The sequence below is a fragment of the Jeongeupia chitinilytica genome, assembly GCF_014652315.1.
GTDB lineage: Bacteria > Pseudomonadota > Gammaproteobacteria > Burkholderiales > Chitinibacteraceae > Jeongeupia > Jeongeupia chitinilytica.
The window spans coordinates 111,067-135,410 of record NZ_BMYO01000008.1 but is presented as its reverse complement, the minus strand read 5'-3'; the positions used below and the strand labels follow the sequence as shown (position 1 = coordinate 135,410).

Annotated in this window: 21 protein-coding genes and 1 pseudogene; 14 read left to right on the top strand and 8 right to left on the bottom strand. The window is 65.0% G+C overall.

Annotation, left to right across the window (positions count from 1 at the left end):
* Positions 1–149: 149 nt before the first annotated feature.
* Genes IE097_RS15065 through IE097_RS15055 form a run of 3 tightly spaced genes read left to right on the top strand, consistent with a single transcriptional unit; the run spans position 150 to position 3,337 of the window.
* Positions 150–1,655, top strand: coding sequence for a leucyl aminopeptidase (locus IE097_RS15065; protein ID WP_189461679.1), 1,506 nt, complete (start codon positions 150–152; stop codon positions 1,653–1,655).
* A 9-nt stretch (positions 1,656–1,664) separates the two neighbouring features.
* Positions 1,665–2,105, top strand: a complete 441-nt coding sequence (locus tag IE097_RS15060) for a DNA polymerase III subunit chi (protein ID WP_189461678.1) — start codon at positions 1,665–1,667, stop codon at positions 2,103–2,105.
* Entirely contained in the window at positions 2,102–3,337 is a 1,236-nt protein-coding gene (locus tag IE097_RS15055; protein WP_189461677.1) for a hypothetical protein, read from the top strand. Before IE097_RS15060 ends, IE097_RS15055 begins: the two co-directional genes overlap by 4 nt.
* 6 nt (positions 3,338–3,343) lie before the next feature.
* On the opposite strand, the gene IE097_RS15050 is transcribed toward IE097_RS15055, so the two are convergent.
* From IE097_RS15050 to tkt, 5 genes are all read right to left on the bottom strand, one after another.
* Complete coding sequence (locus IE097_RS15050) at positions 3,344–4,054, bottom strand: energy transducer TonB (RefSeq protein WP_189461676.1); 711 nt, start codon at positions 4,052–4,054, stop codon at positions 3,344–3,346.
* Position 4,055: 1 nt separating this feature from the next.
* Complete coding sequence (locus IE097_RS15045) at positions 4,056–5,504, bottom strand: PepSY domain-containing protein (protein ID WP_189461675.1); 1,449 nt, start codon at positions 5,502–5,504, stop codon at positions 4,056–4,058.
* A 44-nt stretch (positions 5,505–5,548) separates the two neighbouring features.
* Entirely contained in the window at positions 5,549–7,645 is a 2,097-nt protein-coding gene (locus IE097_RS15040; RefSeq protein WP_189461674.1) for a TonB-dependent receptor, read from the bottom strand.
* 89 nt (positions 7,646–7,734) lie between these two features.
* The gene (locus IE097_RS15035) at positions 7,735–8,109 is read right to left on the bottom strand and encodes a DUF2946 family protein (protein ID WP_189461673.1); all 375 of its coding nucleotides are present in this window, start codon (positions 8,107–8,109) and stop codon (positions 7,735–7,737) included.
* 133 nt (positions 8,110–8,242) lie between these two features.
* Positions 8,243–10,243, bottom strand: coding sequence for a transketolase (gene tkt, locus IE097_RS15030; protein ID WP_189461672.1), 2,001 nt, complete (start codon positions 10,241–10,243; stop codon positions 8,243–8,245).
* 417 nt (positions 10,244–10,660) lie between these two features.
* On the opposite strand from tkt, the gene gpmA reads away from it, so the two are divergent.
* Positions 10,661–11,347, top strand: coding sequence for a 2,3-diphosphoglycerate-dependent phosphoglycerate mutase (gene gpmA, locus IE097_RS15025; RefSeq protein ID WP_189461671.1), 687 nt, complete (start codon positions 10,661–10,663; stop codon positions 11,345–11,347).
* Here gpmA and IE097_RS15020 read toward each other — a convergent pair whose 3' ends face one another.
* The 3 genes from IE097_RS15020 to IE097_RS15010 all read right to left on the bottom strand — a co-directional run bounded on the left by IE097_RS15020 (position 11,348) and on the right by IE097_RS15010 (position 14,838).
* Complete coding sequence (locus tag IE097_RS15020; RefSeq protein ID WP_189461670.1) at positions 11,348–13,051, bottom strand: PHA/PHB synthase family protein; 1,704 nt, start codon at positions 13,049–13,051, stop codon at positions 11,348–11,350.
* Between the two features lie 70 nt (positions 13,052–13,121).
* Positions 13,122–13,829, bottom strand: coding sequence for an N-acetylmuramate alpha-1-phosphate uridylyltransferase MurU (murU, locus tag IE097_RS15015; RefSeq protein WP_189461669.1), 708 nt, complete (start codon positions 13,827–13,829; stop codon positions 13,122–13,124).
* A 13-nt stretch (positions 13,830–13,842) separates the two neighbouring features.
* On the bottom strand, positions 13,843–14,838 hold the full coding sequence (locus IE097_RS15010; RefSeq protein ID WP_189461668.1) for an aminoglycoside phosphotransferase family protein: 996 nt from the start codon (positions 14,836–14,838) through the stop codon (positions 13,843–13,845).
* Positions 14,839–14,897: 59 nt separating this feature from the next.
* Between IE097_RS15010 and IE097_RS15005 the strand changes: the two are divergent.
* From IE097_RS15005 to IE097_RS14965, 10 genes and pseudogenes are all read left to right on the top strand, one after another.
* Positions 14,898–16,841 (top strand): annotated as a pseudogene (locus IE097_RS15005) (LPS-assembly protein LptD); the annotation flags it as partial.
* Entirely contained in the window at positions 16,756–17,100 is a 345-nt protein-coding gene (gene cas5 / locus IE097_RS19640) for a CRISPR-associated protein Cas5 (protein ID WP_373295752.1), read from the top strand. The pseudogene IE097_RS15005 and the gene cas5, both read left to right, overlap by 86 nt.
* Before the next feature lie 10 nt (positions 17,101–17,110).
* Positions 17,111–18,406, top strand: a complete 1,296-nt coding sequence (locus IE097_RS15000; RefSeq protein ID WP_189461666.1) for a peptidylprolyl isomerase — start codon at positions 17,111–17,113, stop codon at positions 18,404–18,406.
* The gene (gene pdxA, locus IE097_RS14995; RefSeq protein ID WP_189461665.1) at positions 18,406–19,383 is read left to right on the top strand and encodes a 4-hydroxythreonine-4-phosphate dehydrogenase PdxA; all 978 of its coding nucleotides are present in this window, start codon (positions 18,406–18,408) and stop codon (positions 19,381–19,383) included. The genes IE097_RS15000 and pdxA overlap by 1 nt, the downstream gene beginning before the upstream one ends.
* 22 nt (positions 19,384–19,405) lie before the next feature.
* Positions 19,406–20,194, top strand: a complete 789-nt coding sequence (gene rsmA, locus IE097_RS14990) for a 16S rRNA (adenine(1518)-N(6)/adenine(1519)-N(6))-dimethyltransferase RsmA (protein ID WP_189461664.1) — start codon at positions 19,406–19,408, stop codon at positions 20,192–20,194.
* Between the two features lie 100 nt (positions 20,195–20,294).
* Entirely contained in the window at positions 20,295–21,035 is a 741-nt protein-coding gene (locus tag IE097_RS14985) for an amino acid ABC transporter ATP-binding protein (RefSeq protein ID WP_189461663.1), read from the top strand.
* Between the two features lie 152 nt (positions 21,036–21,187).
* Positions 21,188–22,087, top strand: a complete 900-nt coding sequence (locus IE097_RS14980; protein WP_189461662.1) for a glutamate/aspartate ABC transporter substrate-binding protein — start codon at positions 21,188–21,190, stop codon at positions 22,085–22,087.
* Between the two features lie 109 nt (positions 22,088–22,196).
* Positions 22,197–22,943, top strand: coding sequence for an amino acid ABC transporter permease (locus IE097_RS14975; protein ID WP_189461661.1), 747 nt, complete (start codon positions 22,197–22,199; stop codon positions 22,941–22,943).
* A gap of 1 nt (position 22,944) precedes the next feature.
* Positions 22,945–23,610: an amino acid ABC transporter permease gene (locus IE097_RS14970; protein ID WP_189461660.1), complete on the top strand. Its 666-nt coding sequence runs from the start codon at positions 22,945–22,947 to the stop codon at positions 23,608–23,610.
* Positions 23,607–24,335, top strand: coding sequence for an amino acid ABC transporter ATP-binding protein (locus IE097_RS14965; RefSeq protein ID WP_189461659.1), 729 nt, complete (start codon positions 23,607–23,609; stop codon positions 24,333–24,335). Before IE097_RS14970 ends, IE097_RS14965 begins: the two co-directional genes overlap by 4 nt.
* Positions 24,336–24,344 lie beyond the last annotated feature (9 nt).

Here is a 24,344-nt window from a genome sequence, read left to right as displayed (position 1 = left end):
TTGCCGGCGCGGCCAGTGGGCCACCAGTGGCCTAATTCACTTGCGCGCCGCCCTCTTGTCCCGTTCTCGTGCGACCGGGCAATCCATCCTGCCCATTCGTCAGGCTGCCGCCGTAGCAGCCGCCACCGCGACACCAATGGAGATCCGCCATGGAGTTTAGCATCAATCTTACCGCCCCCGAAAAAGCCGCAGCCGACTGCCTGGTGCTGCCGCTTGCGGGGGCCAGACTGCCTGCGTCGCTGGCCAAGCTCGACGAACGCGCCGGCGGCTGGCTGGGCACGCTGGCCGCCAGCGCCGAGTTCGGCGACAAGGCCGGCAGCGTACTGGCCGGCTACCTGCCGGTCGACGGCGCACCGCAGAAGGTGCTGCTGCTGCAACTGGGCGAAAAGTGGGGCAAGGACCACGATCCGGCGTCGCTGCGCAAGGCGTTCGAGGCGCTGGCCCGCGCGCTGGTCGGCGGCAAGTCGGCAAGCGCCGCCATCGCGCTGCCGGTGGCCAAGGGCGTCGATGCCGACGCCATCGCCGCAGTCATCGCGCAAGCCGTCACGTTCGAAGCCTACCGCTTCACCCAGTTCAAGTCCGAACCCGAACCTGCGCCGGCGCTGACCAGCGTCACGCTGCTGCTGGCGAAAAAAGCCGACCAGAAGCAGGCCGAGGAAGGGCTGGCGCGCGGCCTGGCCATCGGTCACGGCATGAATCTGACTCGTGATCTGGGCAACCTGCCCGGCAATGTCTGCACGCCGACCCGGCTCGCCGACGAAGCCGCACTGCTGGCCGAGCGTTTCCACCTGCAACTGACGGTGCTCGAAGAAGCCGACATGGACGCACTGGGCATGGGCTCGCTGCTGTCGGTCGCCAAGGGCTCGACCCAGCCGCCGAAACTGATCGTGCTCGAGTACTTCGGCGCCGGTGACGGCAAGAAGGCGCCCAAACCGGCGGTGCTGGTCGGCAAGGGCATCACCTTCGACTCGGGCGGCATCTCGCTCAAGCCCGGCGAAGGCATGGACGAAATGAAGTACGACATGTGCGGCGCCGCGACCGTGCTCGGCACGCTGCGTGCGGTGTGCGAGCTGGCGCTGCCCGTGAACGTGATCGGCGTGGTCCCGACCTGCGAAAACATGCCGGCCGGCAACGCCGTCAAGCCGGGCGACATCGTCCGCTCGATGTCCGGCCAGACGATCGAAGTCCTGAATACCGACGCCGAAGGCCGGCTGATCCTGTGCGACGCGCTGACCTATGTCGCCAAGTTCGACCCGGACGTCGTCGTCGACATCGCCACGCTGACCGGTGCATGCATCATCGCGCTCGGCCACCAGACGACCGGACTGTTCGCCAACGACGACGTACTGGCCGACGCGCTGTACACCGCCGGCCAGCAGACCGGCGACAAGGCCTGGCGCCTGCCGGTGTGGGACGAGTACCAGGAACAGCTGAAGTCGAACTTCGCCGATCTGGCCAATATCGGCGGCCGGCCCGCAGGCTCGATCACGGCCGCGGCCTTCCTGTCGCGCTTCACCAGGGATTACCGCTGGGCCCACCTCGACATCGCCGGCACCGCCTGGAAGTCGGGCGCGGCCAAGGGCGCAACCGGCCGGCCGGTACCGCTGCTGGTCGAGTTCCTGCGCCAGCGCGTCGAGAAGAAGAGCAAGAAGTAAGGAAGCCCGGTGGCGCAGGTCACGTTCTATTTCAATGTCCGCAGTCGCGAGCAGGCCTTGTGCCAGCTCGTCGGCAAGGCCATCGCGCAGAAACTGTCGGTCAGCGTACTCGCCGGCAGCGAATCGGCCGCGTACGCGCTTGACCGTCTGCTGTGGGAGCTGCCGCAGACCGGCTTCCTGCCGCACTGCGCCGCCGACCATCCCGACGCGGCACGTACGCCGGTCGTCGTCGATCACCGCGTCGAGCTGATGCCGGCCCGCGACGCGCTGTTCAACTGGACGGACGGCGTACCGGGCGGGCTGGACCGCTACGCGCGGATCCTCGAAATCGTCGACCAGTCCGACGAGGCCCGTGCCGCGGCACGGACCCGCTGGCGTGCCTACCAGGCACACGGCATCACGCCCGAAGCCATCGACCTGCTTGAACTGGCGAAACAGGCCCGACCATGACCGACTCCGACGACAGCGTCAGCCCCCTGTTCGACAAGATGGACGCGCTACTGGCACGCCATCGTGGCGATGCGGCGCGCGATGACGACATCCCGGTGCTGACCGCCGAAGTCGCCGCGCCAGCATCCGGCGACGACGACATTCCGGTCCTGACCGATGAAGCGGTACTGGACGAACCGGCGTTGATGTTCGACCCGGGCGAGTTCCTCACCGCCCCGCCGCCGGTCCCGACACCGGAAGCCGTTACACCGCCTCCACCACCGGCGAGCCCGGCGCCCGGCGAATTCCTCGACCTGCCGCTGCTCGACCTCGACGCACTGGTCTCGCCCTACCCCGAAGCGATCGACGACGACTGGCTGCCGCCGCTGCCGGAGACCGGCCCGGACGAAACGATCCAGATCACAGCTCCCGTCGATCTGGCTTGGGACAGCGATGTCGCAGCGCGCCCGACCGCCGAAGCCGACGCAGCCCCATCGGACAGCGAGCCGGTCAGCCTCCCCGACTTCACGAGCTCCATCGAGCAGCCGGCTGAGGCTGAGGCTGAGGCTGAGGCTGAGGCTGAGGCTGAGGCTGAGGCTGAGGCTGAGGCTGAGGCTGAGGCTGAGGCTGAGGCAACGATGGTCGCCGAACCCGCAACCGGCGCAAGCGACATCGTCCACGAATTGCACTGGCGCGACGACGACAGCGAGACCGGAACGCCCGTGGTCGAAGCCCTGCCGCTTCTTGCGGAAACCGCTGCTGCCGGACCGCTCGCGCCGACCGAAGCGCCTGCAGGCGCCGACCCCCACGCCGGCATCACGCATGCCGTCTGGTCGCCAGGGCCGGACTCGCTTCACGCCGTCGAGCCGGCGGCCGACGACATCTGGATCATCGATCTCGATGCAATGGAAGCCGAACCGCCCTTGCCATCGGCGGCACCGGCAAGCCTGATCCCGCCACTCGCAAACGCAGTCGCGGCGGTATTGACACCGCCGCAACCTACGCCGCCACCGGTCGACGCCGGCACCGTATCGGAAATCACCGCCGCGGTCGGTGCGCATCTGGCGATCGACATCGCCCTCGAGGTCGAACAGCGGGTCAAACAGCAGATGGCCACGGTGATGAACAGTGTCTACAACGACCTGCTGCAGCGGCTCGGCCACGACATTGCCAGCGAACTCGAGGCCCAGCTGGCGCCGAAGATCAGCGAACTCGTCCACGACGAGCTGCGCCGCAAGCGCCTGCTCGACTGAGCGGGTCTAGTCGTCCAGCCGGAACACGATGGGCACATCCACGTCGGCGTCGACCGGCGTAGTGCCACGTCGGGCCGGGTTGAAACGCCAGCGCTCCGCAACGGTCTTGCGCGCGGCCTCGTCGAGGCGGGTAAAGCCGCTGCTGCGCAACACGTCGATCGCCTGCGGATGACCGTCACGGTCGACGCGGACCCGCAACACCACCTTGCCCGCCTCGCCGCGCTGGCGTGACGCCAGCGGCATCTCCGGTTTGGGATTGGCGAGATAACCGGGCCAGCTCGGCGCAGTCTCCCCGCCGCCGGCCGCCCCGTGATCGGTCGCGACCGGGGCTCGCGCTCCGCCGTCGGGACGTGCCGCGTCAACCGCTTCAGCCATTTGCACCGGCCTGCTCGGCATCGCGTCGGCCTCGACCGGTTTGTCCGCCGGCGGCCTGCCTTGCGGTGCATCGCGGGTTGCAACGGGTGCCGGCTGCGGCACCGTGTGCCTGACCGGATGCGCCGCCGTGACCGGCGTACGACGAGCGTCTGCCGGCGTTCTGCCCGGCGGTGACGGTAGAGGGCGAACGGCCGGCTCCGGCACAGGCGCAGCCCCCGCCAGCAGGCGCACGGTCAGCACCTGTATCGGCTGCGGCGCCACGATACCGCCACCCCGCCAGCCGCCACCGAGCACGGCGACGTGTCCGGCCAGTGACAACAGCAGGGCATGACGCAGCTGCACCCTAGCGGCTCCGGCGTCGGCGCCACCACAGCGTCAGGCCGAGCGTGGCCGCGACGACGTTGGCAGCGGCAAAGCCGGCCAGCAGCACGTCCCGCGTCGTCTTGCCGAGGCCGTCGAGCCAGTGCCATTTGTGCAGGTAAGCGAACACGTATCCTTCCAGTCGGTCCCGGTCGTCGATGCGTGCCGAAAACGCACCGGTCGCCGGTTCGACGTAATACGCCGGCTTGCCCGGCGCGGCGTAATCGACGCGATAGACCGGCAGGCGCTTCTGGAAAAAACCGTACTCGCCGCCGAACTGCGTCACCAGCGAAATGGTAGCCGCCGCACCCGCCGGTGCGCCAGCGCGCTCGGCCAGCATCAGGGCATGCTGCTGCGCCAGATCAAGCTCGGTGCTGCCGCTCCAGTAACGCGGCAGCCCGCCGGGAACGGCCGGTGCATGATGATGCTGGTGCTCGTCGCCGGACACCGGCGCCGCGGCCGCAAACAGCCAGGCGAAACGGTCGCCGACCCGGACCGCACTCAGACGCAACGCCCCGTCGGGCACGGTCACCAGTGGCGGCACGGCGCCCAGCAGCGGCGCCGGCAATGCCGGTGCTTGCGCGCGGGCGAAATGCAGGTGGATCAGCCCGCTGCCGATCAGCATCGCCCCGGCGACACCGACCGCGACGCCCAGGCCACGGTGCCAGCGCCGCAAACGCGGCTGCCCGGGCTTGAGCGTCGCGGCACGCCGCCGGACGAGCCACAGCGCCAGCCCGCCAATGACCGTCAGCAGACCGCCACCCAGCAGCACCGAGATGCCGGTCAGCCGCAACGGTTCGCTCGCCCACGCCCAGCTGTGCAGCAGAACGAAGGCGCCCATCAGCGCGCGCTTGCGGTCATCGGTCAGCGTCGACAGCCGGGCCTCGCCGGTATCGACGAAGGCGGTCAGACCGTCGCCGCGCGCGAACTCGACCCGCCAGACCGGCAGGATCTTGTTCATCGCCGGGTAATCGCCGCCGAAGGTGCTGACCGGCGTGATCCGCGCGACCGGGCTGGATGCATCCCCGGCGAAAGCCCGTGCGAGCCGCTCGGCCTCGGCGCGGTCCGCGTCGGCAATGGCAAGGCCGGTTTGCGCATCGGCCCAGTCGCGCTGCGCGCCGTCGGCCGGCAACCATTGCCAGGCCGGGCGACCGGCGAAGCTTGCCAGCCTCAGCTCGCGTACCGGACCGTGCAGGTCCGGCTTCACCGGTACGAAGCCGGCCGGCAGGGTCGCGGCCGGCGCAGGGCGCTGCGGTTGCGGCGACAGCGCCGACATGATCGGGTGCATCACGCCGGACAAGCCCCACAGCAACACCGCGACACCAGCCGGCAACGCCAGCCGACGGTGCCAGCGGGTCAGCACGCCGACGAGCCGGCCGGTCCCGAGCGCCTGCAGCGCGACGAAACCCGTTTGCCGCTGCGGTGGCGTCACCGGCTTGGGCCGGCGCCGGCACAAGTATCGAAAGAAGCCGCCGCTCATTTCGCCACCTCGCCGCCAAAGGCATAGCGCACGCCGACCAGCGCGGTACGCGGCGCGCCCGGCGTATAGGTGTCCTGCGCATCCGGACTGTAGACGCCGGTGCCGCTGTAGGTCGACGACGCCGACTCGGCGTAGTGCCGGTCGGTCAGGTTGATCACGCTCGCCCACGCCTCCCAGCCACGGGCAAAGCCCCAGTTGGCGCGCAGGTTCAGCAGCGTATGGCCGTCGTAGCGCACGGTATTGGCGTCGTTCATCCAGTACGGACCGACATACTGGACTTCGAGCGCGAGCCTCGCCTTTTCGACCGGCAGCCAGGCCAGCGCGGCGTTGCCGAACCAGTTCGGCGCCTGCGCCATCGTCTTGCCCGCGTAGTTGAGCTGCGGTGTCGCCTGGTAGTCGCGGTACTCGTGCTGCGCGTAGCTGCCCGACAGCCGCCATTGCCACGCCTCGGCCAGCGCGCCGTTCAGGCCCAGTTCGACACCGCGGTGCCGGGTCCTGCCGGCGTTGCGCGGCTCGGACTTGCCCGGCTGGCTGCTGTAGTTGACGATCTCGTCATCGCCGTCCAGCTGGTACAGCGCCAGTTCCAGCGCCGTCCGGTATGGCAGCTGCGCACGCAGGCCGATCTCGACGTTGTTGTACGTCGCCGGCTTCAGGTCCGGCACCGCCAGCGACGAGAACAGCTGGCCGACTTCGGGCGGCGTGAAGCCCTGGCTGTAGCTGGCGTAGGTGCTGACGCTATCACTCGTCTGCCAGGTCAGCCCGAGCTTGGGCGAGGTATGAGAAAAATCCTGCGCCTGGCTCGGCGCGCCGGTGGTCGCGCTCGGCGTCAGGTTGTTGCTGTAGTCGTAGCCGACGCGGTCCCAGCGTACGCCGGCCGTCGCGCGCCACGCACTGCTGATCGCCCATTGCGCCTCGCCGTACACGGCGGCGTTGCTCAGGTCGACGTGGTAATCGCGGCGCCGTGTCGTCTCCCGGTAGCTCAGGTAGCGGCCGGAGGCCGGATCGCGCTGCACGGCAAGGTTCCACTCGCCCTGATCGTTCGGGCTTTCCTCGATCGTCGCGCCGCCGATCAGCCGCAGCGGCCCCCAGTCCTGACGGTGGCGGGCGTCGATGCCGACCGAGCTGAAGAAATTCTCGGTCGTCCGCCCCGATGCGCTGGCCGGGCCGGTGTTGAAGATCAGGTAGCTCGGCAGCTGGTCGGTATTGTTGTGGCGCCAGTAAACGCTGGTCGTCGTCTCGCCGCCCTCGTTCCAGTTGCCGATCAGCTGCGCATACGCCCGCATTGCTTCGACGTTGCGGTAGGTGAAGCTCTGGTAGCTGTAACCCGGGCGGCTGTTGTAGTCGCTCGGGTTCAGGCTGCCCGGCATGTCGGTATCGAGCTTGTTGTAGCTGAACAGCGTTTTCAGATATGCGACGTCCGACAGCGTCAAGTCGCTGCGCAGGGTCAGCGAGGTCTTGTCGGCATCGCTGTAGTCCTGCCAGCCGTCACGCTGCCAGCTGCGGTAGCCGCTCAGGCGGCTGGCGAGCACATCGTTGCCGCCGGTGACTTCGGCATCGACTCGGCTGTAGCCCTGGTTCGAGCCGCGCAATGCGATGTCGCCACCGAGGGCGCTGCTCGGTGCACGGCTGATGAAATTGACCGCACCGCCGACGGCGTTGCTGCCGTAGAGGCTCGACGCCGGGCCGCGCATCACCTCGATGCTGTCCTCGCCGTCGAGGTTGATTTCGTACGTGGCGTTGTGATTGAACACGCCGACCGGGCGGATCGGAATGCCGTCCTCGAGATACTGGTACAGCGGCCGAGTCGAGATCGGCTGACGGATCGCCATGCTGTGCTGTTCGTTGCCCAGATCGGGCATCAGCACGCCGGGCACGGTGTCGAGGACCTGGCTGATCGACGTCGGCTTGGCACCGGCAATGGCTTTCGCGTCGACCTTGCCGATCGCGGCGGCGGTTTCCTTCAGCGGCGCCGCTTCGCGCGAACCGGAGACGACGACTTCGTCGAGCAGCGGGGTGTCGCTGGCATGGGCGAACGCCGATGCAAGCGCGACGGCAAGCGCACAGCGGCGCGCCAGTGTGTGTGGCTGTTTCATGCAGGCTCCAGCGCCGCGCATGCGCGCGGCAGCCGGCCCCGCGCAATGGCGGGCCGGCGATTCGTTGTTCTAGGTGCAGGGGGAACGAATCAGAGCAGGGAGGGCGGGGCTCGTGGCGCGTGCGCCCAGACGCGACGTGCCGGTGCCGGCCACAATGTCGCGACGAGTTGGGGCGTGACCGAAATCAGCGCGACCAGCGGCAGCGTGAACGTCGGTACCGGCGGCGGCAAGGCTTGCGCCGCCATGATCGCGCAGACCGGGCAGGCGGTGGCGGACTTGACCGGCTGGTCCTTGCCACCGATCACGACCTGGCGGATCTCGCCGCCCGGTGCGCACAGCGCCACGGTGACCGCGCCGCTTGCCATCGCCCGCGCGTGCACGAACGGCAGCGCAAGCTGCAGCACCAGCGCGATCAGCGCCGGCACACGGCCGAGTCGGAGGAGACGGTTGAGCGAGAAGGACACGATGATGCCGGCAGAATGACCGGGCGATTCTAGGTGGGCCCTCTCCGGCCCACAAGCGCCACCCGGCACGCACGAACGGCAGGCAACAAAAACGGGCCCCGAAGGGCCCGTTGTCGACGGCAGCGGCGAATGCTTACTTCACCAGTGCCTTGGCACGCGCGACGACGTTGTCGACGGTGAAGCCGAACAGCTTGAACAGCTCGCCGGCCGGAGCCGATTCGCCGAAGCGGTCCAGACCGATCACGTCGCCTTCGAGGCCGACATACTTGCGCCAGCCGTCGGTGACACCGGCTTCGACCGCCAGACGCGGCACGCCGGCCGGCAGCACCGATGCCTGGTAGGCCTTGTCCTGCTTGTCGAACACATTGGTCGACGGCATCGACACGACGCGGGCGGCAATGCCCTCGGCCGCGAGCTTCTCGGCCGCCTTGACGATCAGGTCGAGCTCGGAGCCGGTCGCGATCAGCACGACCTTGGCATCGGCCGCGTCACGCAACACGTAACCGCCCTTCTTGATGTCGGCGATCTGCGCTTCGGTCCGCGCCTGGAACTGCAGGTTCTGACGGGTGAAGATCAGCGTCGACGGGGTCTGCTTCTGCTCGATCGCATCGGCCCAGGCCACCAGCGTTTCGATGGTATCGGCCGGACGCCAGACGTTCATGTTCGGGATCAGACGCAGCGTGGCAGTCTGTTCGACCGCCTGGTGGGTCGGGCCGTCTTCGCCGAGGCCGATCGAGTCGTGGGTGAACACGAACAGGGTCGGGATCTTCATCAGCGCAGCCATGCGCAGCGCGTTGCGCGCGTATTCGCTGAACATCAGGAAGGTCGCGCCGTACGGACGCCAGCCGCCGTGCAGCTGGATGCCGTTCATGATCGCGCTCATGCCGAATTCGCGCACGCCGTAGCTGATGTGGTCGCCGACGAGTTCGTTGCCTTCACGGCGCAGTGGCGTGCTGCCCTTCCAGTTGGTCAGGTTCGAGCCGGTCAGGTCGGCCGAGCCGCCGAGCATTTCCGGCACGTTCGGCACGTAGGCCGACAGGGCATTCTGGCTGGCCTTGCGGGTGGCGATGGTTTCGGCCTTGGTGTTGGCTTCGGCAATCGCGTCGGCAACGACCTTGTTCCAGTTCGCCGGCAGCTCGCCTGCATTGCGGCGCTTGAATTCGGCGGCAAGGTCCGGATGGACTTCGGCGTATTCCTTGAACACGCGATCCCACTCGCTTTCCCACTTGGCGCCGGCTTCCTTCTTGTCCCAGCCGGCATAGACCGAAGCCGGGATTTCGAACGGCTCGTACAGCCAGCCGATGCTGTCGCGGGTGGCCTTGATTTCGGCATCGCCCAGCGGTGCGCCGTGCGAATCGTGGCTGTTGGCCTTGTTCGGGCTGCCCTTGCCGATGATGGTCTTGCAGCAGATCAGCGACGGCTTGTCGGTCACGGCCTTGGCTTCGGCAATGGCCTTCTTCACCGCGTCGACATCGTGGCCGTCGATCGGGCGGATCACGTGCCAGCCGTAGGCTTCGAAACGGCCCGGGGTGTCGTCGGTGAACCAGCCTTCGACGTGGCCGTCGATCGAGATGCCGTTGTCGTCCCAGAAGGCGACCAGCTTGCCGAGACCCCAGGTGCCGGCCAGTGCGGCGGCTTCATGGCTGATGCCTTCCATCAGGCAACCGTCGCCGAGGAAGCAGTAGGTGTGGTGGTCGACGATGTCGAAGCCCGGCTTGTTGAATTCGCGTGCCAGCAGCTTTTCGGCCAGTGCGAAGCCGACGGCATTGGTGATGCCCTGGCCCAGCGGACCCGTGGTGGTCTCGACGCCGACGGTATAGCCGTATTCCGGGTGACCCGGGGTCTTGCTGTGCAGCTGGCGGAAGTTCTTCAGGTCGTCGATCGACACGTCGTAGCCGGTCAGGTGCAGCAGCGCGTACTGCAGCATCGAGCCGTGGCCGTTGGAGAGGATGAAACGATCACGGTTGGCCCAGTCCGGATTCTGCGGATTGAAGCGCATTTCGCCTTCGCCCCACAGCGCCAGCGCGATTTCGGCCATGCCCATCGGCATGCCGGGGTGACCGGAATTGGCTTTCTGCACGGCATCCATCGCAAGAGCGCGAATGGCATTGGCAAGTTCGGCGCGGTTGGCCATGAGGTACATCCTCCGCAAACAATTCGATTCAAAGGAAAAACGGCATACAGCGGTTCGCAGCATTATCCCCGACGCATACATGCCGGGACAACCGGAATCGGGTTAGGTTTTACCGCAACCCCCGCGAGATGACGTTGCGCCAGCGCAAAGCCGGCCGGTACGCAGGATCTACGCTAGCGCATAGCGACGGGCTATGGTGGTAGAAGGAAAAAATCACTTCATTTGATGAGATTGATTCTCAATAATAAAGCATGACGCCGCCAAAGCCACCTTCATCCGTTTGCGGCCACAAGGAGGTCATCATGTCTGCATCTGCCCACGCGCTGCGCCGTCGCGTCCGTTACGGTCTCGGCGGCCTCGTCTGGCTCGGCGCGCTGCTGGCGCTGGTCGCCTGAACAACCCTTTTCCGGAGTAGCCATGTCCACGCTGATCCTGATCCGCCACGGCGAATCGACCTGGAACAAAGAAAACCGCTTCACCGGCTGGCACGACGTCGACCTGACCGAACTCGGTGCCGAGCAGGCACGCGACGCCGGCCGCAAGCTGCGCGACGCCGGCCTCCACCCCGATCTCGCATTCACGTCGGTGCTCAAGCGCGCCATCCGCACACTGTGGCTGGCGCTCGACGAAATGGACCGGATGTGGCTGCCGACCGAAAAGGACTGGCGGCTGAACGAGCGTCACTACGGCGGGCTGACCGGGCTGAACAAGGCCGAAACGGCCGCCAGGCACGGGGACGAACAGGTGAAGATCTGGCGCCGCAGCTTCGACGTGCCACCGCCGGCGCTGGATCACGACGACGAACGGGTCGGACGCGGCGATCCGAAGTTCGCCGCGATTCCGGACGCCGAACTGCCGCTGACCGAATCGCTGAAGGACACGATTGCCCGGGTGATGCCCTACTGGTTCGACGCGATCGCGCCGGCGCTGCAATCGGGCAAGACGGTACTGATTTCGGCGCACGGCAACTCGCTGCGCGGGCTGATCAAGCACCTCGAGGGAATCTCCGACGACGCGATCGTCGGCGTCGAGATTCCCAACGGCGAACCCATCGTCTACACGCTCGACGACGGCCTCAAGGTCGTCGCCAAGCGCACGCTCTGATCACTCGAGCACATAGGTCCCCGGCGCCGGCCCCAGATCGGCCCCGGCAACCGGCGGCTTGACATCCTTGCCCGAGCGCGGCTGCAGCCACTCGACCCAGCTCGGCCACCACGAACCGGCCGCCGGTGTCTGCCGCGCCAGCCAGGCGTCTGCGCTTTCGCCGCGCTTGGCCTCGCCCTGCCAGTAGCTGCGTTTCGAATCGGGCCGCGGCGGGTTGACGATGCCGAGAATGTGACCCGAACTCGACAGCGTGAACGTCACCGGACCACGGGCCTTGCCGGTCAGTGCCCAGGTCTGCTGCCACGGCGCGATGTGGTCTTCCTGCGTGCCGACCATGAACAGCGGCGTGTCGATCCGCGCCAGATCGATCGGCTCGCCGGCCATCGTCAGGGCATCCGGTTCGATCAGCCGGTTACGGACATAGAACTCGCGCAGGTAGTAGCTGTGCATTTTCTGCGGCATCCGCGTCGTGTCCATGTTCCAGTACAGCACGTCGAATGCGGTCGGCGTTTCGCCGAGCAGGTAGCTGCTGACCCAGTAGTTCCAGATCAGGCTGTTCGGCCGCAGCATCCGGAAGCTCGACGCCATTTCCTTGCCGTCCAGATACCCCTTCTGCGCCATCACCCGTTCGACGAAAGCCAGCCCCTCGTCATCCAGGAAAACGTCGATGTCGCCCGGACGGGAAAAGTCGGTCAGCGTGGTCAGGAAGGTCGCACTGGCGATCCTGCCGGCCTCACCGCGTTTGGCCAGCCATGCGAGATAGATCGCCGTCAGCGTGCCACCGATGCAGTAGCCGGCCAGATGCACCTGCTCGCTGCCCGACACGGTGCGGGCAACGTCGACGAGGGTCGCAATGCCCTCGTTCACATAGTCGTCGAAGCCGACGTCGCGCTCGTCGCCGCCCGGATTCTTCCAGCTGGTGATGAATACCGAGAACCCCTGCTCGACCAGATAGCGGACCAGACTCTTTCTGGCGTCGAGATCAAGCACGTAATACTTGTTGATCCACGGTGCGACGATGACGATCGGTACGGCTTTGATCTTGGGCGTCGTCGGCGTGTAGTGGATGACTTCGAGCAAACGGCTGCGGTGCACGACGCGGCCGGGCGTGGTCGCCAGGTTTTCGCCGACCCTGAAAGCATCCATGTCGGTCATCGGAATGTCGCCGCGACCGACATCGCGGGCAAAGTTCTTGTAGCCCTGCCAGAGGCTGTCGCCCCGGGTCAGTGCGGCCCGGGTCAGCGCGACCGGATTGAACAGGAACCAGTTGGTTGGCGCCACGGCGTTGAGCCACTGGCGCAGCCAGAACGCGCTGCGATTGCGCTCGGTATCGGACAAACCCGGAGTGGCATAGAGCACATCCTGCAGCCAGCGGGTGTTGAACAGATACCACTCCTTGACCGCGTCCCATTGCGGCGAGTCGGACCAGATGGGGTCGGCAAACCGCGTGTCGTCAGGGTGGGACGGGAAGAGGTCGATGTCGGGCGCGCCGGCCAGCCGGCTGGCCGCATGCTGCTGCCATTGCCAGGCGTCCGACGTCCAGTCGACAAGGGTGTCGGCCAGTTCGGCAGGATGCTGCAACCAGGCCTGCTGTGCTTTCAACGCGGTGCTGGCAAATCCGAACGGATCGAAGGCCTGGCGCAGCGCATGCTGCAGGGCGGCGAAACGGTCGGCCTGCTCGTGGAAGAAGCGTTTGCTGGCCATGACGGCCCCCTGTGCGGCAATCGGATACGCTCAGCTTACGTTGCAGTGCAGCAGAACTCAATGCGCAAATTCAACCATCGTGCACGCACGAACGCGCGATTTTCCCCGCATATTCAAGCCTCTCCACCGTACCGACATCGAGCCACAGGCCTTCGAAACGCTCCGCGCCGACCTGCCGCCGTGCCATCGCCGTCAGGAAATGCGGCAGCAACGGCGACGCCTGCCCTTGCGGTACACCGGCAAAAAAAGCCGGGTGGTAAACGGCGATGCCGCAGAACGTCATCGGCGCGTCGCCCTCGTCGCAGGCCTTGGCCAGCCCGTCGGGCGCGATCGCCAGATCACGGCCGGTCGGGTAACCGGCCTTTGGCGTCAGTACCAGATGCGCCCGGATGGCATCGTTTGCACGCATCCGCTCGGCCACGCCGGCCAGTGCGCCGAAGTCGTAATCGGTAAACACGTCACCGTTGATCACTGCAAACGGCGCATCGCCTAGCAGCGGCAGCGCCCTGGCGATGCCGCCAGCCGTTTCCAGCGCCGTCGTTTCCGGCGAATAGGCGATGCGCACGCCGTAGGCACTGCCATCGCCAAGCGCCGCCTCGATCAAGCCGCCGAGCCAAGCGTGATTGATCACCACCTCGGTCACGCCGGCCGCAGCCAGATGCTTGAGGTGCCAGCCGATCAGCGGCGTTCCGCCGACGTCGAGCAGCGGTTTGGGGCAGTTGTCGGTCAACGGCCGCATCCGTTCGCCGCGGCCGGCGGCCAGTATCATTGCCTTCATGGTCGATCCGGCCTCAGAACGTGAAGCCGACGTCGATGCTGTCGCCGTGCAGCTTCAACAGCAGGCGCTTCAGGCTGCCGAGTTCGACGTAGCGTTCGCAGACCTTGTTGACGTAGTTCAGCACCCGCGGGATGTCTGCGAGATAGCGGCTCTTGCCGTCACGATGGTGCAAGCGCGCAAACAGGCCGAGCACCTTCAGGTGGCGCTGCAGCCCGAGCCACTCGAACGCCTTGTAGAAATCGCCGAAGTCGGCCTGTACCGGCAGCCCGGCGGCCCTCGCCTTTTCCCAGTAGCGGATCGCCAGATCGAGCACGAAGGCTTCCTCCCAGTCGACGTAGGCATCGCGCAACAGCGACACGAGGTCGTAGCCGAGCGGCCCGCGCACCGCGTCCTGGAAGTCGATGACGACCAGCTCGTCATCCTTGATCATCAGGTTGCGCGAGTGGTAATCGCGATGCATGAACCCGGTCGACTGGCTGGCATTGAAGGCACTGATCAATGCACAGCTGCGCTGCCAGCTCGCCAGTGCCTCGCCGTCGAGCGTGGCGCCCAGATGCCGCTCCAGATACCACTCGCGGCCGATTTCCATTTCGCGCTGCATGAACGCGGTATCGAAAACCGGCAGCGATTCGCTGGCCATGCAGACCTGCATCGCCACCAGTACGTCGATCGCACGCAGGTACCAGTCGCGGGCACGCGACTCATCGCTCAGTTGCGGCGCGAGCAGGGACTCGCCGAGGTCCTCGAGCAGCACCAGCCCCGCGTCGGCATCCTGTGCCAGCACCGTCGGCACGCGTATCCCCGCGGCGGCGAGCTCGGCCTGGCGGGCAAGAAAGGGGCGAGCATCGAACAGGGCAGGGTCGGCCTGCATCACGATCAGGCTGCGCTCCGGCCAGACGGCACGCCAGTAATGACGCACGCTGGCATCGGAACCGCCCGAAGAGAGCGAAACGGGCGGCGTGCCGGTAGTGGTGGCCAGCCAGGTGGAAACGGAATCGGAAACGTTCATGAAATCAGCAAAAAACCGGGTAGAATTCAGCGATTCTATCAAGAGCTCCCCCCGGCCGCATGACCCGCCTTCCGCCGCCGCCCTTCCGCTATTCCGTCCTCCTGCTTGCCCTGTCGTCGGCGCTTGCCTGTGCCGCGGAGACGACCAGCGACGCACCGATGTACGTCGAGGCCGACCGCGTCGATGCCCAGAACCAGACCGACGGCACCAAGACCCTCAAGGCCGAGGGCAATGTCGTCATCCAGCAGGAAAATTCGACGCTGTACTCCGAATGGGCGACCTACGACGAGGCGCAGAAGCACCTGCGCGCCGGCGACGATGTGCGCATGGAAAAGGAAGGCGACGTTCTGACCGGCAAGGGGCTCGACTACTATCTCGACTCGTCGACCGGCGAACTCTCCGACCCCGACTACGTCGTCGGGCAGGGGCTCGGCCGGGCCGACGGCGTCAAGCTGCTGTTCGGCGGCGAAAAGCTGTACCACATCGACTCGGGCCGCTTTACCTCGTGCCCGGTCGGCAACGACGACTGGTACATCCACGCGTCGAAGCTCGATCTCGACTACATCGACAATATGGGCGTCGCCCAGAACGGCTGGATCCAGTTCAAGGGCGTGCCGGTGATGTACTCGCCGTGGATGAACTTTCCGCTGACCGGCAACCGGCAAACCGGCTTCCTCACCCCGACAGTGAGCTTCGATAGCCGCAGCGGCCTTGACCTGCTCACGCCGTTCTACTGGAACATCGCACCGAACTACGACGCGACACTGTACCCGCACTACATGACCCAGCGCGGCCTGATGCTCGGCGGCGAATTCCGCTACCTGCAGCCGAATTACTCGGGCCAGATCAGCGGCTCGTACATCAATGACAAGGAAACGGACACCAACCGCTCCAGCTTCAGCTGGCTGCACAACCAGCAGTTCACCGACCGGCTGTCCGGGCACATCAATGTCCAGAAGGTCTCGGACGACGACTATTTCAACGACTTCGGCAGCCGCGACGCGATCGCCCAGCAGACCAACCTGCCGCGCGAAGCGGGGCTCAACTATGCCGGCGACGGCTGGAATGCGTCCTTCCTGTGGCAGCGCTACCAGACGCTGCAAAGTGACACCAACGCGGTCGACATTCCGTACGACCGGATGCCGGTGGTCGGTTTCAACGCCACGCCGAACTGGGTCAAGGGCGTACAGACGTCAGTCGCAGCCGAGTTTGCCGACTTCTACCATCCGACCAAGGTCAACGGCACCCGAACCTGGATCACGCCGACGGTGAAGATGCCGTTCAACACGGCGTACGGCTTCATCGTTCCCAAGGTCTCGCTCGACGCCACCTACTACCAGTTGCAGGATGCCAACGGCCTGAACGACCGGACCGAAAGCCGGGTACTGCCGATCACCAGCATCGACTCCGGCCTCTTCTTCGAACGCGACGCCGACTGGCGCGGCAACGAGTACATCCAGACGCTCGAACCACGGCTGTTCTACGTGTACGTACCGTACAAAGACCAGTCGATGCTGCCGAACTTCGATTCGGGCACGACCGATCTGTCGATGACGCAGCTTTTCTCCGAGAACAAGTTCGTCGGCCACGACCGGATCAACGATGCCAACGAAATCACCGCTGCGCTGACGAGTCGCATCCTTGATGCGGAGGACGGGTCGGAACTGTTCCGTGCCATGATCGGCCAGCGCTACTACTTCACGACGCCGAAGGTAACGCTCGACAACTCGATTCCGTCCGACGCGACCAAGACGGATCTGCTGCTGTCGGTCGGTGGCCAGCTTTGGAAAAAACTCAAGTACGACTACACGCTGCAGTACGACGGCGTCAACGGCAGGACCAGTCGCGCCGACGCATCGCTGCAGTGGGCGCCGGACGCAGCGCGGGTCATCAACCTGCGCTACACGCGCAACACCAATGCGCCGATCAACTACAACAGTAACGGGCTTGCAACGACCGACGGCATCATCGAACAGATCGACATTTCCGGTCAGTGGCCGATCGGCCGCGGCTGGTATGGCGTCGGCCGCTACACCTACTCGCTGCACGACGACCAGACCTTCGAGGCGCTGGCCGGCCTCGAATACAACGCCGGCTGCTGGGCGCTGCGCATGGCGGCACAGCGCTACATCACCAGCGACGGCACATACAACACCACCTATTTTGCCGTACTCGAACTCGGCGGACTCGGCCTGGGGAGCAACCCGGTCGGCACGCTGCGCGACTCGATTCCCGGCTACTCCAGTACATTCGATACCTTGAAGTGAATGCCATGACCAACTTCCGCTCCCTGACCCTGCTGGCCGTGATGCTGTCGTCGCTGCTGGCACCGCTGGCCCATGCCGCCATCGAAACCGTCGACCGGGTCATTGCCGTCGTCAACCGCGGCGTGATCACTCAGGACGAACTCGACGACCGGATCGCCTCGGTCAAACAGAACCTGGCCAGTCAGAAGATTCAGCTACCGCCCGAGGATGTGCTCAAGCAACAGGTACTTGAGCGCATGATTACCGATCTGCTGCAGGTCCAGTTCGCCAATGCCATGGGAATGAAGGCCGACGATGCAATGCTCGACCGGGCGATCAACCGGATTGCCGAACAGAACAAGATGAGCCTGCCCCAGTTCCGCGCCGCACTGGAAAAACAGGGCTCCAACTGGAAGACCTTCCGCGAGGAAATCCGCCGGGAAATGGTGATCAGCCGATTGAAGGAACGGGAAATCGACGCGAAGATCGTCGTCACCGACAGCGAGGTCGACGACTACCTGAAGCTCAACGCGGGCAAGACCAAGGTCGAATACAACCTGCAGCACATCCTGGTTTCGGTGCCGGAAAACGCGTCACCGGAACAGATCCAGCAACGCCGACTGCGTGCGCAATCGGCCAAGCAGGAAGTCTCTTCGGGCACCGATTTTTCGGCCGTCGCCGCCAAATTCTCGACGGCCCCGGATGCCACCAGTGGCGGCCAGTTGGGCTGGCGCCCCGCAGGCAGCTTGCCTGAGGCGTTCACGGAACTGCTCGACAAGCTGAAACCGGGCGAAAGCACCGACATCATCCGCAGCCCGGCCGGTTTCCACATCATGAAGCTGGTCGACAAGCGCGAGCAGAATCCGAAGGAAATCGTCACCCAGACACACGCACGACACATCCTGATCAAGACCAACGAGCTGGTCTCCGACAACGACGCACGCCAGAAGCTGGTCCAGCTGCGCGACCGCATCGTCAACGGCGGTACCAAATTTGAGGACATGGCCCGCGCCTATTCCGACGATACCAGTGCCAGCAAGGGTGGCGATCTCGGCTGGGTCAACCCCGGCGAAACCGTACCCGAGTTCGAGCAGGCGATGAAGGCGCTGCAGCCGAACCAGATCAGCCAACCGGTGCACAGTCCGTTCGGTTACCACCTGATCCAGGTACTCGAGCGGCGTCAGCAGGACGTCACCCAGGAACGGGAACGCTTCCGTGTCCGTCAGGAAATCAAGCAGCGCAAGGCCGAGGAGCAGTACGAAGACTGGCTGCGCCAACAGCGCGACCGCGCCTATGTCGACATCCGGCTGAAGGAAGAGTGATGTCTCGCCGTCCGGTTCTGGCGCTGACCACCGGCGAACCCGCCGGTATCGGCCCCGAGCTCGCCGCCGCGATCGCCACCCGACGTGGCGACTTGCGACTGGTCCTGCTCGGCGACCGGGCGCTGCTGACCGAACGCGCGGCGGCCGTCGGCGTCACCGCCGACTGGCCGGATTACACGCCTGACCGGGATGTTCCGGTGTCGCTGTTGCACCGGCCACTGGCCGCCCCCTGCACTGCCGGAACGCTGAACCCCGCCAACGCCCGCTACGTGCTCGACCTGCTCGACCGGGCGGTTGCCGGCGCCCGGAACGGCGAGTTCGACGCCATCGTCACCGCGCCGCTGCACAAGGGCGTGATCAACGACGGTATTGGCGGCAAGTTCTTCTACGGCCACACCGAATACCTCGCCGAACGTACCGGCACCGAACAGGTCGTGATGATGCTGACCGGCGGCGGATTGCGCGTGGCCCTGGCCACGACCCATCTGCCGCTCAAGGACGTGCCGGCCGCGATCACCGTCGAGTCTTTGAGCCGGACCCTGAGGATCCTGCACTCCGACCTGCAGACCAAGTTCGGCATCAGGACACCGCGCATCCTCGTTGCCGGCCTCAACCCGCATGCAGGTGAGTCGGGGCATCTCGGCCGCGAAGAAATCGAGGTGATCGTACCGGCGCTGGACGCATTGCGCGCCGAAGGCATGACACTGATCGGCCCGCTGCCGGCGGACACGCTTTTCAACCGCAAGCAGCTCGAGCAGGGCGATGCGGTACTGGCGATGTACCACGACCAGGGCCTGCCGGTACTCAAGTTCGCCAGTTTTGGCGAAGGCATCAACGTCACGCTCGGCCTGCCCGTGATCCGGACCTCGGTCGACCACGGCACGGCGCTCGATCTGGCTGGCTCCGGCCGTGCCGATCCGGGCAGCCTTGCCGCGGCGATCGAGCTTGCCGCCGAACTCGCACGCCACCGCGGCTGACCCACCGTTTACCAGGTTTTCCATGTCACACATTCCGCGCAAGCGCTTCGGCCAGAACTTCCTGCAAGACCAGGGCGTGATCCAGGGGATCATCGCCGCGATCGATCCGCGTCCCGGCGACGTGCTGGTCGAGATCGGCCCGGGACTCGCCGCGCTGACCGAACCACTGATGCTGCGTGCCGGCAGGCTTCACGTGGTCGAGATCGACCGCGACATCGTCAGCCATCTCTCGGCGCGCTTCAGCCCCGATCAACTGGTGATTCACAACGCCGACGCGCTCAAGTTCGATTTCGCCGCCCTGGCCGGCGAGATCAATCCGGGTGGCGCGATCCGCCTCGCCGGCAACCTGCCGTACAACATTTCGACTCCGCTGCTGTTCCATCTGGCCGGCTTCGGCGCCGCGATTGCCGACATGCACTTCATGCTGCAAAAGGAAGTCGTCGACCGGATGGTCGCCGAACCGGGCACGGCCGATTACGGCCGGCTCTCGGTGATGCTGCAGGTACGCTTCAACATGGACAAGGTCCTCGACGTTCCACCGACCGCGTTCTATCCGCCACCGAAGGTCGACTCGAGCGTCGTCCGCATGATGCCCTGGCCGACGCCTCCATGGCCGGTCGGCGATCTCGACGCGCTGGAAAAGCTGGTCACCACGGCGTTCGGCCAACGGCGCAAGACCATCCGCAACAACCTCAAGGGCATCGCCGACGACGCGCAGCTGGCCGCGGCCGGCATCGAGCCTGGCTGGCGCCCCGAGAACGTGAACGTCGGCCAGTACGTCGCGCTCGCCAACCTGCTGGCCGCCTGCTGATCGGCGGCCATCGATCGCAAAGTGCCAGCAATGCCCTTGCCCGCCGGGTCAGGGTGGTTACACAATTGCCAGCAAGAACCCCCTACCAGACAGCCTTTCCATGATCCGATTTTCCAGCGTCAACAAGTGGTACGGCCGCGATCACCATGTCCTCAAGAACATCAATCTCGAGGTCAAGCAGGGCGAAGTCGTCGTCGTCTGCGGCCCGTCCGGGTCGGGCAAGTCGACGCTGATCCGCACGATCAACCAGCTCGAGCCGATCAACGACGGCGAAATCAACGTCGGCGGCGTCATCGTCAACAACCCGAAGACCGACATCAACAAACTGCGCGCCGACGTCGGCTTCGTTTTCCAGCACTTCAACCTCTACCCGCATCTGTCGGTGCTCGACAACATCACGCTCGCACCGATGCAGGTCAAGAAAATGAGCCGCGAGGCTGCAGAACAGCTGGCCATGGAGCTGCTTGAACGCGTCGGACTCGCCAACAAGAAGCACGCCTATCCGGCCAACCTCTCCGGCGGCCAGCAACAGCGCGTCGCCATCGCGCGCGGCCTGGCGATGCAGCCCAAGGTCATGCTGTTCGACGAACCGACCTCGGCCCTCGATCCGGAAATGATCGGTGAAGTCCTCGCGGTCATGCAGCAACTGGCGGAGTCGGGCATGACGATGATGGTCGTCACCCACGAGATGGGCTTTGCCCGCGAAGTCGCCGACCGGGTGCTGTTTCTCGCCGAAGGCGAGATTCTCGAGGACACCACGCCGGAAGCCTTTTTCACCGCGCCGCAAACCGATCGGGCCAGACAGTTCCTGCGGCAGATACTGTCGCCAATGCACGGCTAAGGCCGGAAAAAGCCGCCTGCGGGCGGCTTTTTTCATGGGGAAATTTTCCCGTTCACCCAAGGTTGTAAGCCAGGGTTTTCACCAAGCGCAGCATTCCGGCGCGGCACCTATACTCGGTTTGTGTGAAAAAACACGCTATGGAGATTTCCCACATGAAGAAACTGCTGCCGTTGTGTTTGGCCATGTCCGCCGTTTTCGCCACCTCCGCCCAGGCCGAGGAGCTGACCGGTACGCTGAAGAAGATCAAGGAAACCGGCACCATCGTCATCGGCCACCGCGACTCGTCGATTCCGTTCTCCTACCTCGACGCCAGCCAGAAGCCGGTCGGTTACTCGATGGATCTGTCGGCCAAGATCGTCGATGCGGTGAAAAAAGAGCTGAAGATGCCGAGCCTTGTAGTCCGCTACAACCTCGTCACCTCGCAGACGCGGATTCCGCTGGTCCAGAACGGCACGGTTGACGTCGAGTGCGGCTCGACCACCAACAATCTCGAACGCCAGAAGCAGGTTGCCTTCTCGGTCGGCATCTTCGAGATCGGTACCCGCCTGCTGGTGAAGAAGACCTCGGGCATCAAGGACTTCGCCGACCTCGCCGGCAAGAACGTCGTCACTACCGCCGGCACCACGTCCGAGCGGCTCATCAAGAAGATGAACGACGAGAAGAAGCTCAACATGAACATCATCAGCGCCAAGGACCACGGCGAGTCCTTCCTGATGCTGGAGTCGGGCCGTGCGGTCGCGTTCATGATGGACGACGCACTGCTGGCCGGTGAAATGGCCAAGGCCAAGGCACCGAACGACTGGACCATCGTCGGCAAGCCGCAATCGTACGAAGTCTACGGCTGCATGCTGCGCAAGGACGACGCCCAGTTCAAGAAGCTGGTCGACACCGCGCTGAGCAACACCTACAAGTCCGGCGAAATCAACACCATCTACAAGCGCTGGTTCCAGAGCCCGGTCCCGCCGAAGGGCCTGAACCTGAACTTCCCGATGAGCGACGAGCTGCAGGAACTGATCGCCAAGCCGACCGACAAGTCCGCCGAGCAGATGTAAGCGCAGGTTGTACCGGAACGAAGCCGGCCGTGGCAAAACGCGGCCTGCCGATTGAATCGAGCAGGCCGTCGTTGCGGCCGGCTTCTTGTTTGATAGGGGGAACCCCGAGATGCATTACAACTGGGACTGGGGCGTATTTTTCCATTCCACCGGCATCGGCAGCGAAATCTATCTGGACTGGTTCGTCAAAGGCCTCGGATGGACGATCGCGCTGTCGCTGGCCGGCTGGGTGATCGCGCTGCTGCTGGGCACCGTGCTCGGCGTGATGCGCACGCTGCCGGGCAAGGTATTGCCCAGGATCGCAGCCGTCTACGTCGAAATTTTCCGCAACATTCCGCTGCTGGTGCAGCTGTTCGTCTGGTATTTCATCGTGCCCGACCTGTTGCCCGAAGGATTGCAGACCTGGTTCAAGCAGGACCTGAACCCGGCCACCAGCGCGTTCATCAGCGTGGTGCTCTGTCTGGGGCTGTTTACTGCTGCCCGCGTCTGTGAACAGGTCCGGACCGGCATCCAGGCACTGCCGAAAGGCCAGACCAACGCCGCCTACGCACTGGGCCTGCGCATACCGCAGATCTACAAGGAAGTGCTGCTGCCGCAGGCGTTCCGCATCATCATTCCGCCGCTCACCAGCGAATTCCTGAACATCTTCAAGAACTCGTCGGTCGCGTCGCTGATCGGCCTGATGGAGCTGCTGGCGCAGACCAAGCAGACGGCGGAGTTCACCGCCAACCTGTTCGAGGCATTCACGCTGGCAACGATCATCTATTTCGTGCTCAACATGGGCCTGATGCTGTTCATGCGCTGGGTTGAAAAGCGCGTGCGCGTGCCGGGACTGATCGCGCTGGGAGGCAAGTAAGATGGACTTCTCTTCGCTCGTCACGGCGATGCCCGGCTTGGTCTCCGGCATGATGCTGACGCTGAAGCTGCTGGTGCTCGCCATCGTCGGCGGCGTCGCCCTCGGTACGCTGCTGGCACTGGCACGGTTGTCGCACAACAAGCTGCTGTCGAACCTTGCCGGTTTCTACGTCAACTACTTCCGCTCGATTCCGCTGCTGCTGGTCATCACCTGGTTCTACTTCGTGGTGCCCTTCATCATCGGCTGGCTGACCGGCACCAACGAACCGATCGGTGCGTTCTACTCGTGTCTGGTCGCGTTCATGATGTTCGAAGCGGCGTACTACTGCGAAATCGTCCGCGCCGGCATCCAGTCGATCTCGCGTGGCCAGGTCAATGCCGCCTACGCACTGGGCATGACCTACAGCCAGACGATGCGGCTGGTGATCCTGCCGCAGGCCTTCCGCAAGATGACGCCGCTGCTGCTGCAGCAGTCGATCATCCTGTTCCAGGATACCTCGCTCGTGTATGCCGTCGGCCTGATGGACTTCCTGAACAGCGCACGTTCGGCCGGTGACATCGTCGGCGAGCTGCATCAGTTCCTGCTGTTTGCCGGTCTGGTTTATTTCATCATCAGTTTTGGCGCCTCCACCCTGGTGAAGCGCCTGCAAAAGAGGTTGACCGTATGATTTCGATCAAGAACGTCAGCAAGTGGTACGGCGACTTCCAAGTCCTGACCGATTGCACCACCGAAGTCAGCAAGGGCGAAGTCGTCGTGGTCTGCGGCCCGTCGGGCTCGGGCAAATCGACGCTGATCAAGTGCGTCAACGGGCTGGAACCGTTCCAGTCCGGCGACATCATCGTCGACGGCATCTCGGTCGGTTCGCCCAAGACCGACCTGCCCAAGCTGCGCTCGCGCGTCGGCATGGTGTTCCAGCACTTCGAACTGTTCCCGCACCTGTCGATTACGGACAACCTCGCACTGGCGCAGATCAAGGTCCTCGGTCGCAAGGAAGACGAAGCCAAGAAGAAGGGTCTGGCCCTGCTCGACCGTGTCGGCCTGTCGGCGCATGCAGCCAAGTTCCCGGGCCAGCTCTCGGGCGGCCAGCAGCAACGCGTAGCCATCGCCCGCGCGCTGGCGATGGACCCGATCGCGATGCTGTTCGACGAGCCGACCTCCGCCCTCGACCCGGAAATGATCAACGAAGTGCTCGACGTGATGGTGCAACTGGCTCACGAAGGCATGACGATGATGTGCGTGACCCACGAAATGGGTTTTGCGCGCAAGGTCGCCAACCGGGTGATCTTCATGGACAAGGGCGCCATCGTCGAAGACGCCAACAAGGACGAATTCTTCGGCAGCCCGCGCAGTGAGCGTGCCCAGGCTTTCCTGTCGAAAATCCTGCAGCATTGAGTCCGACGC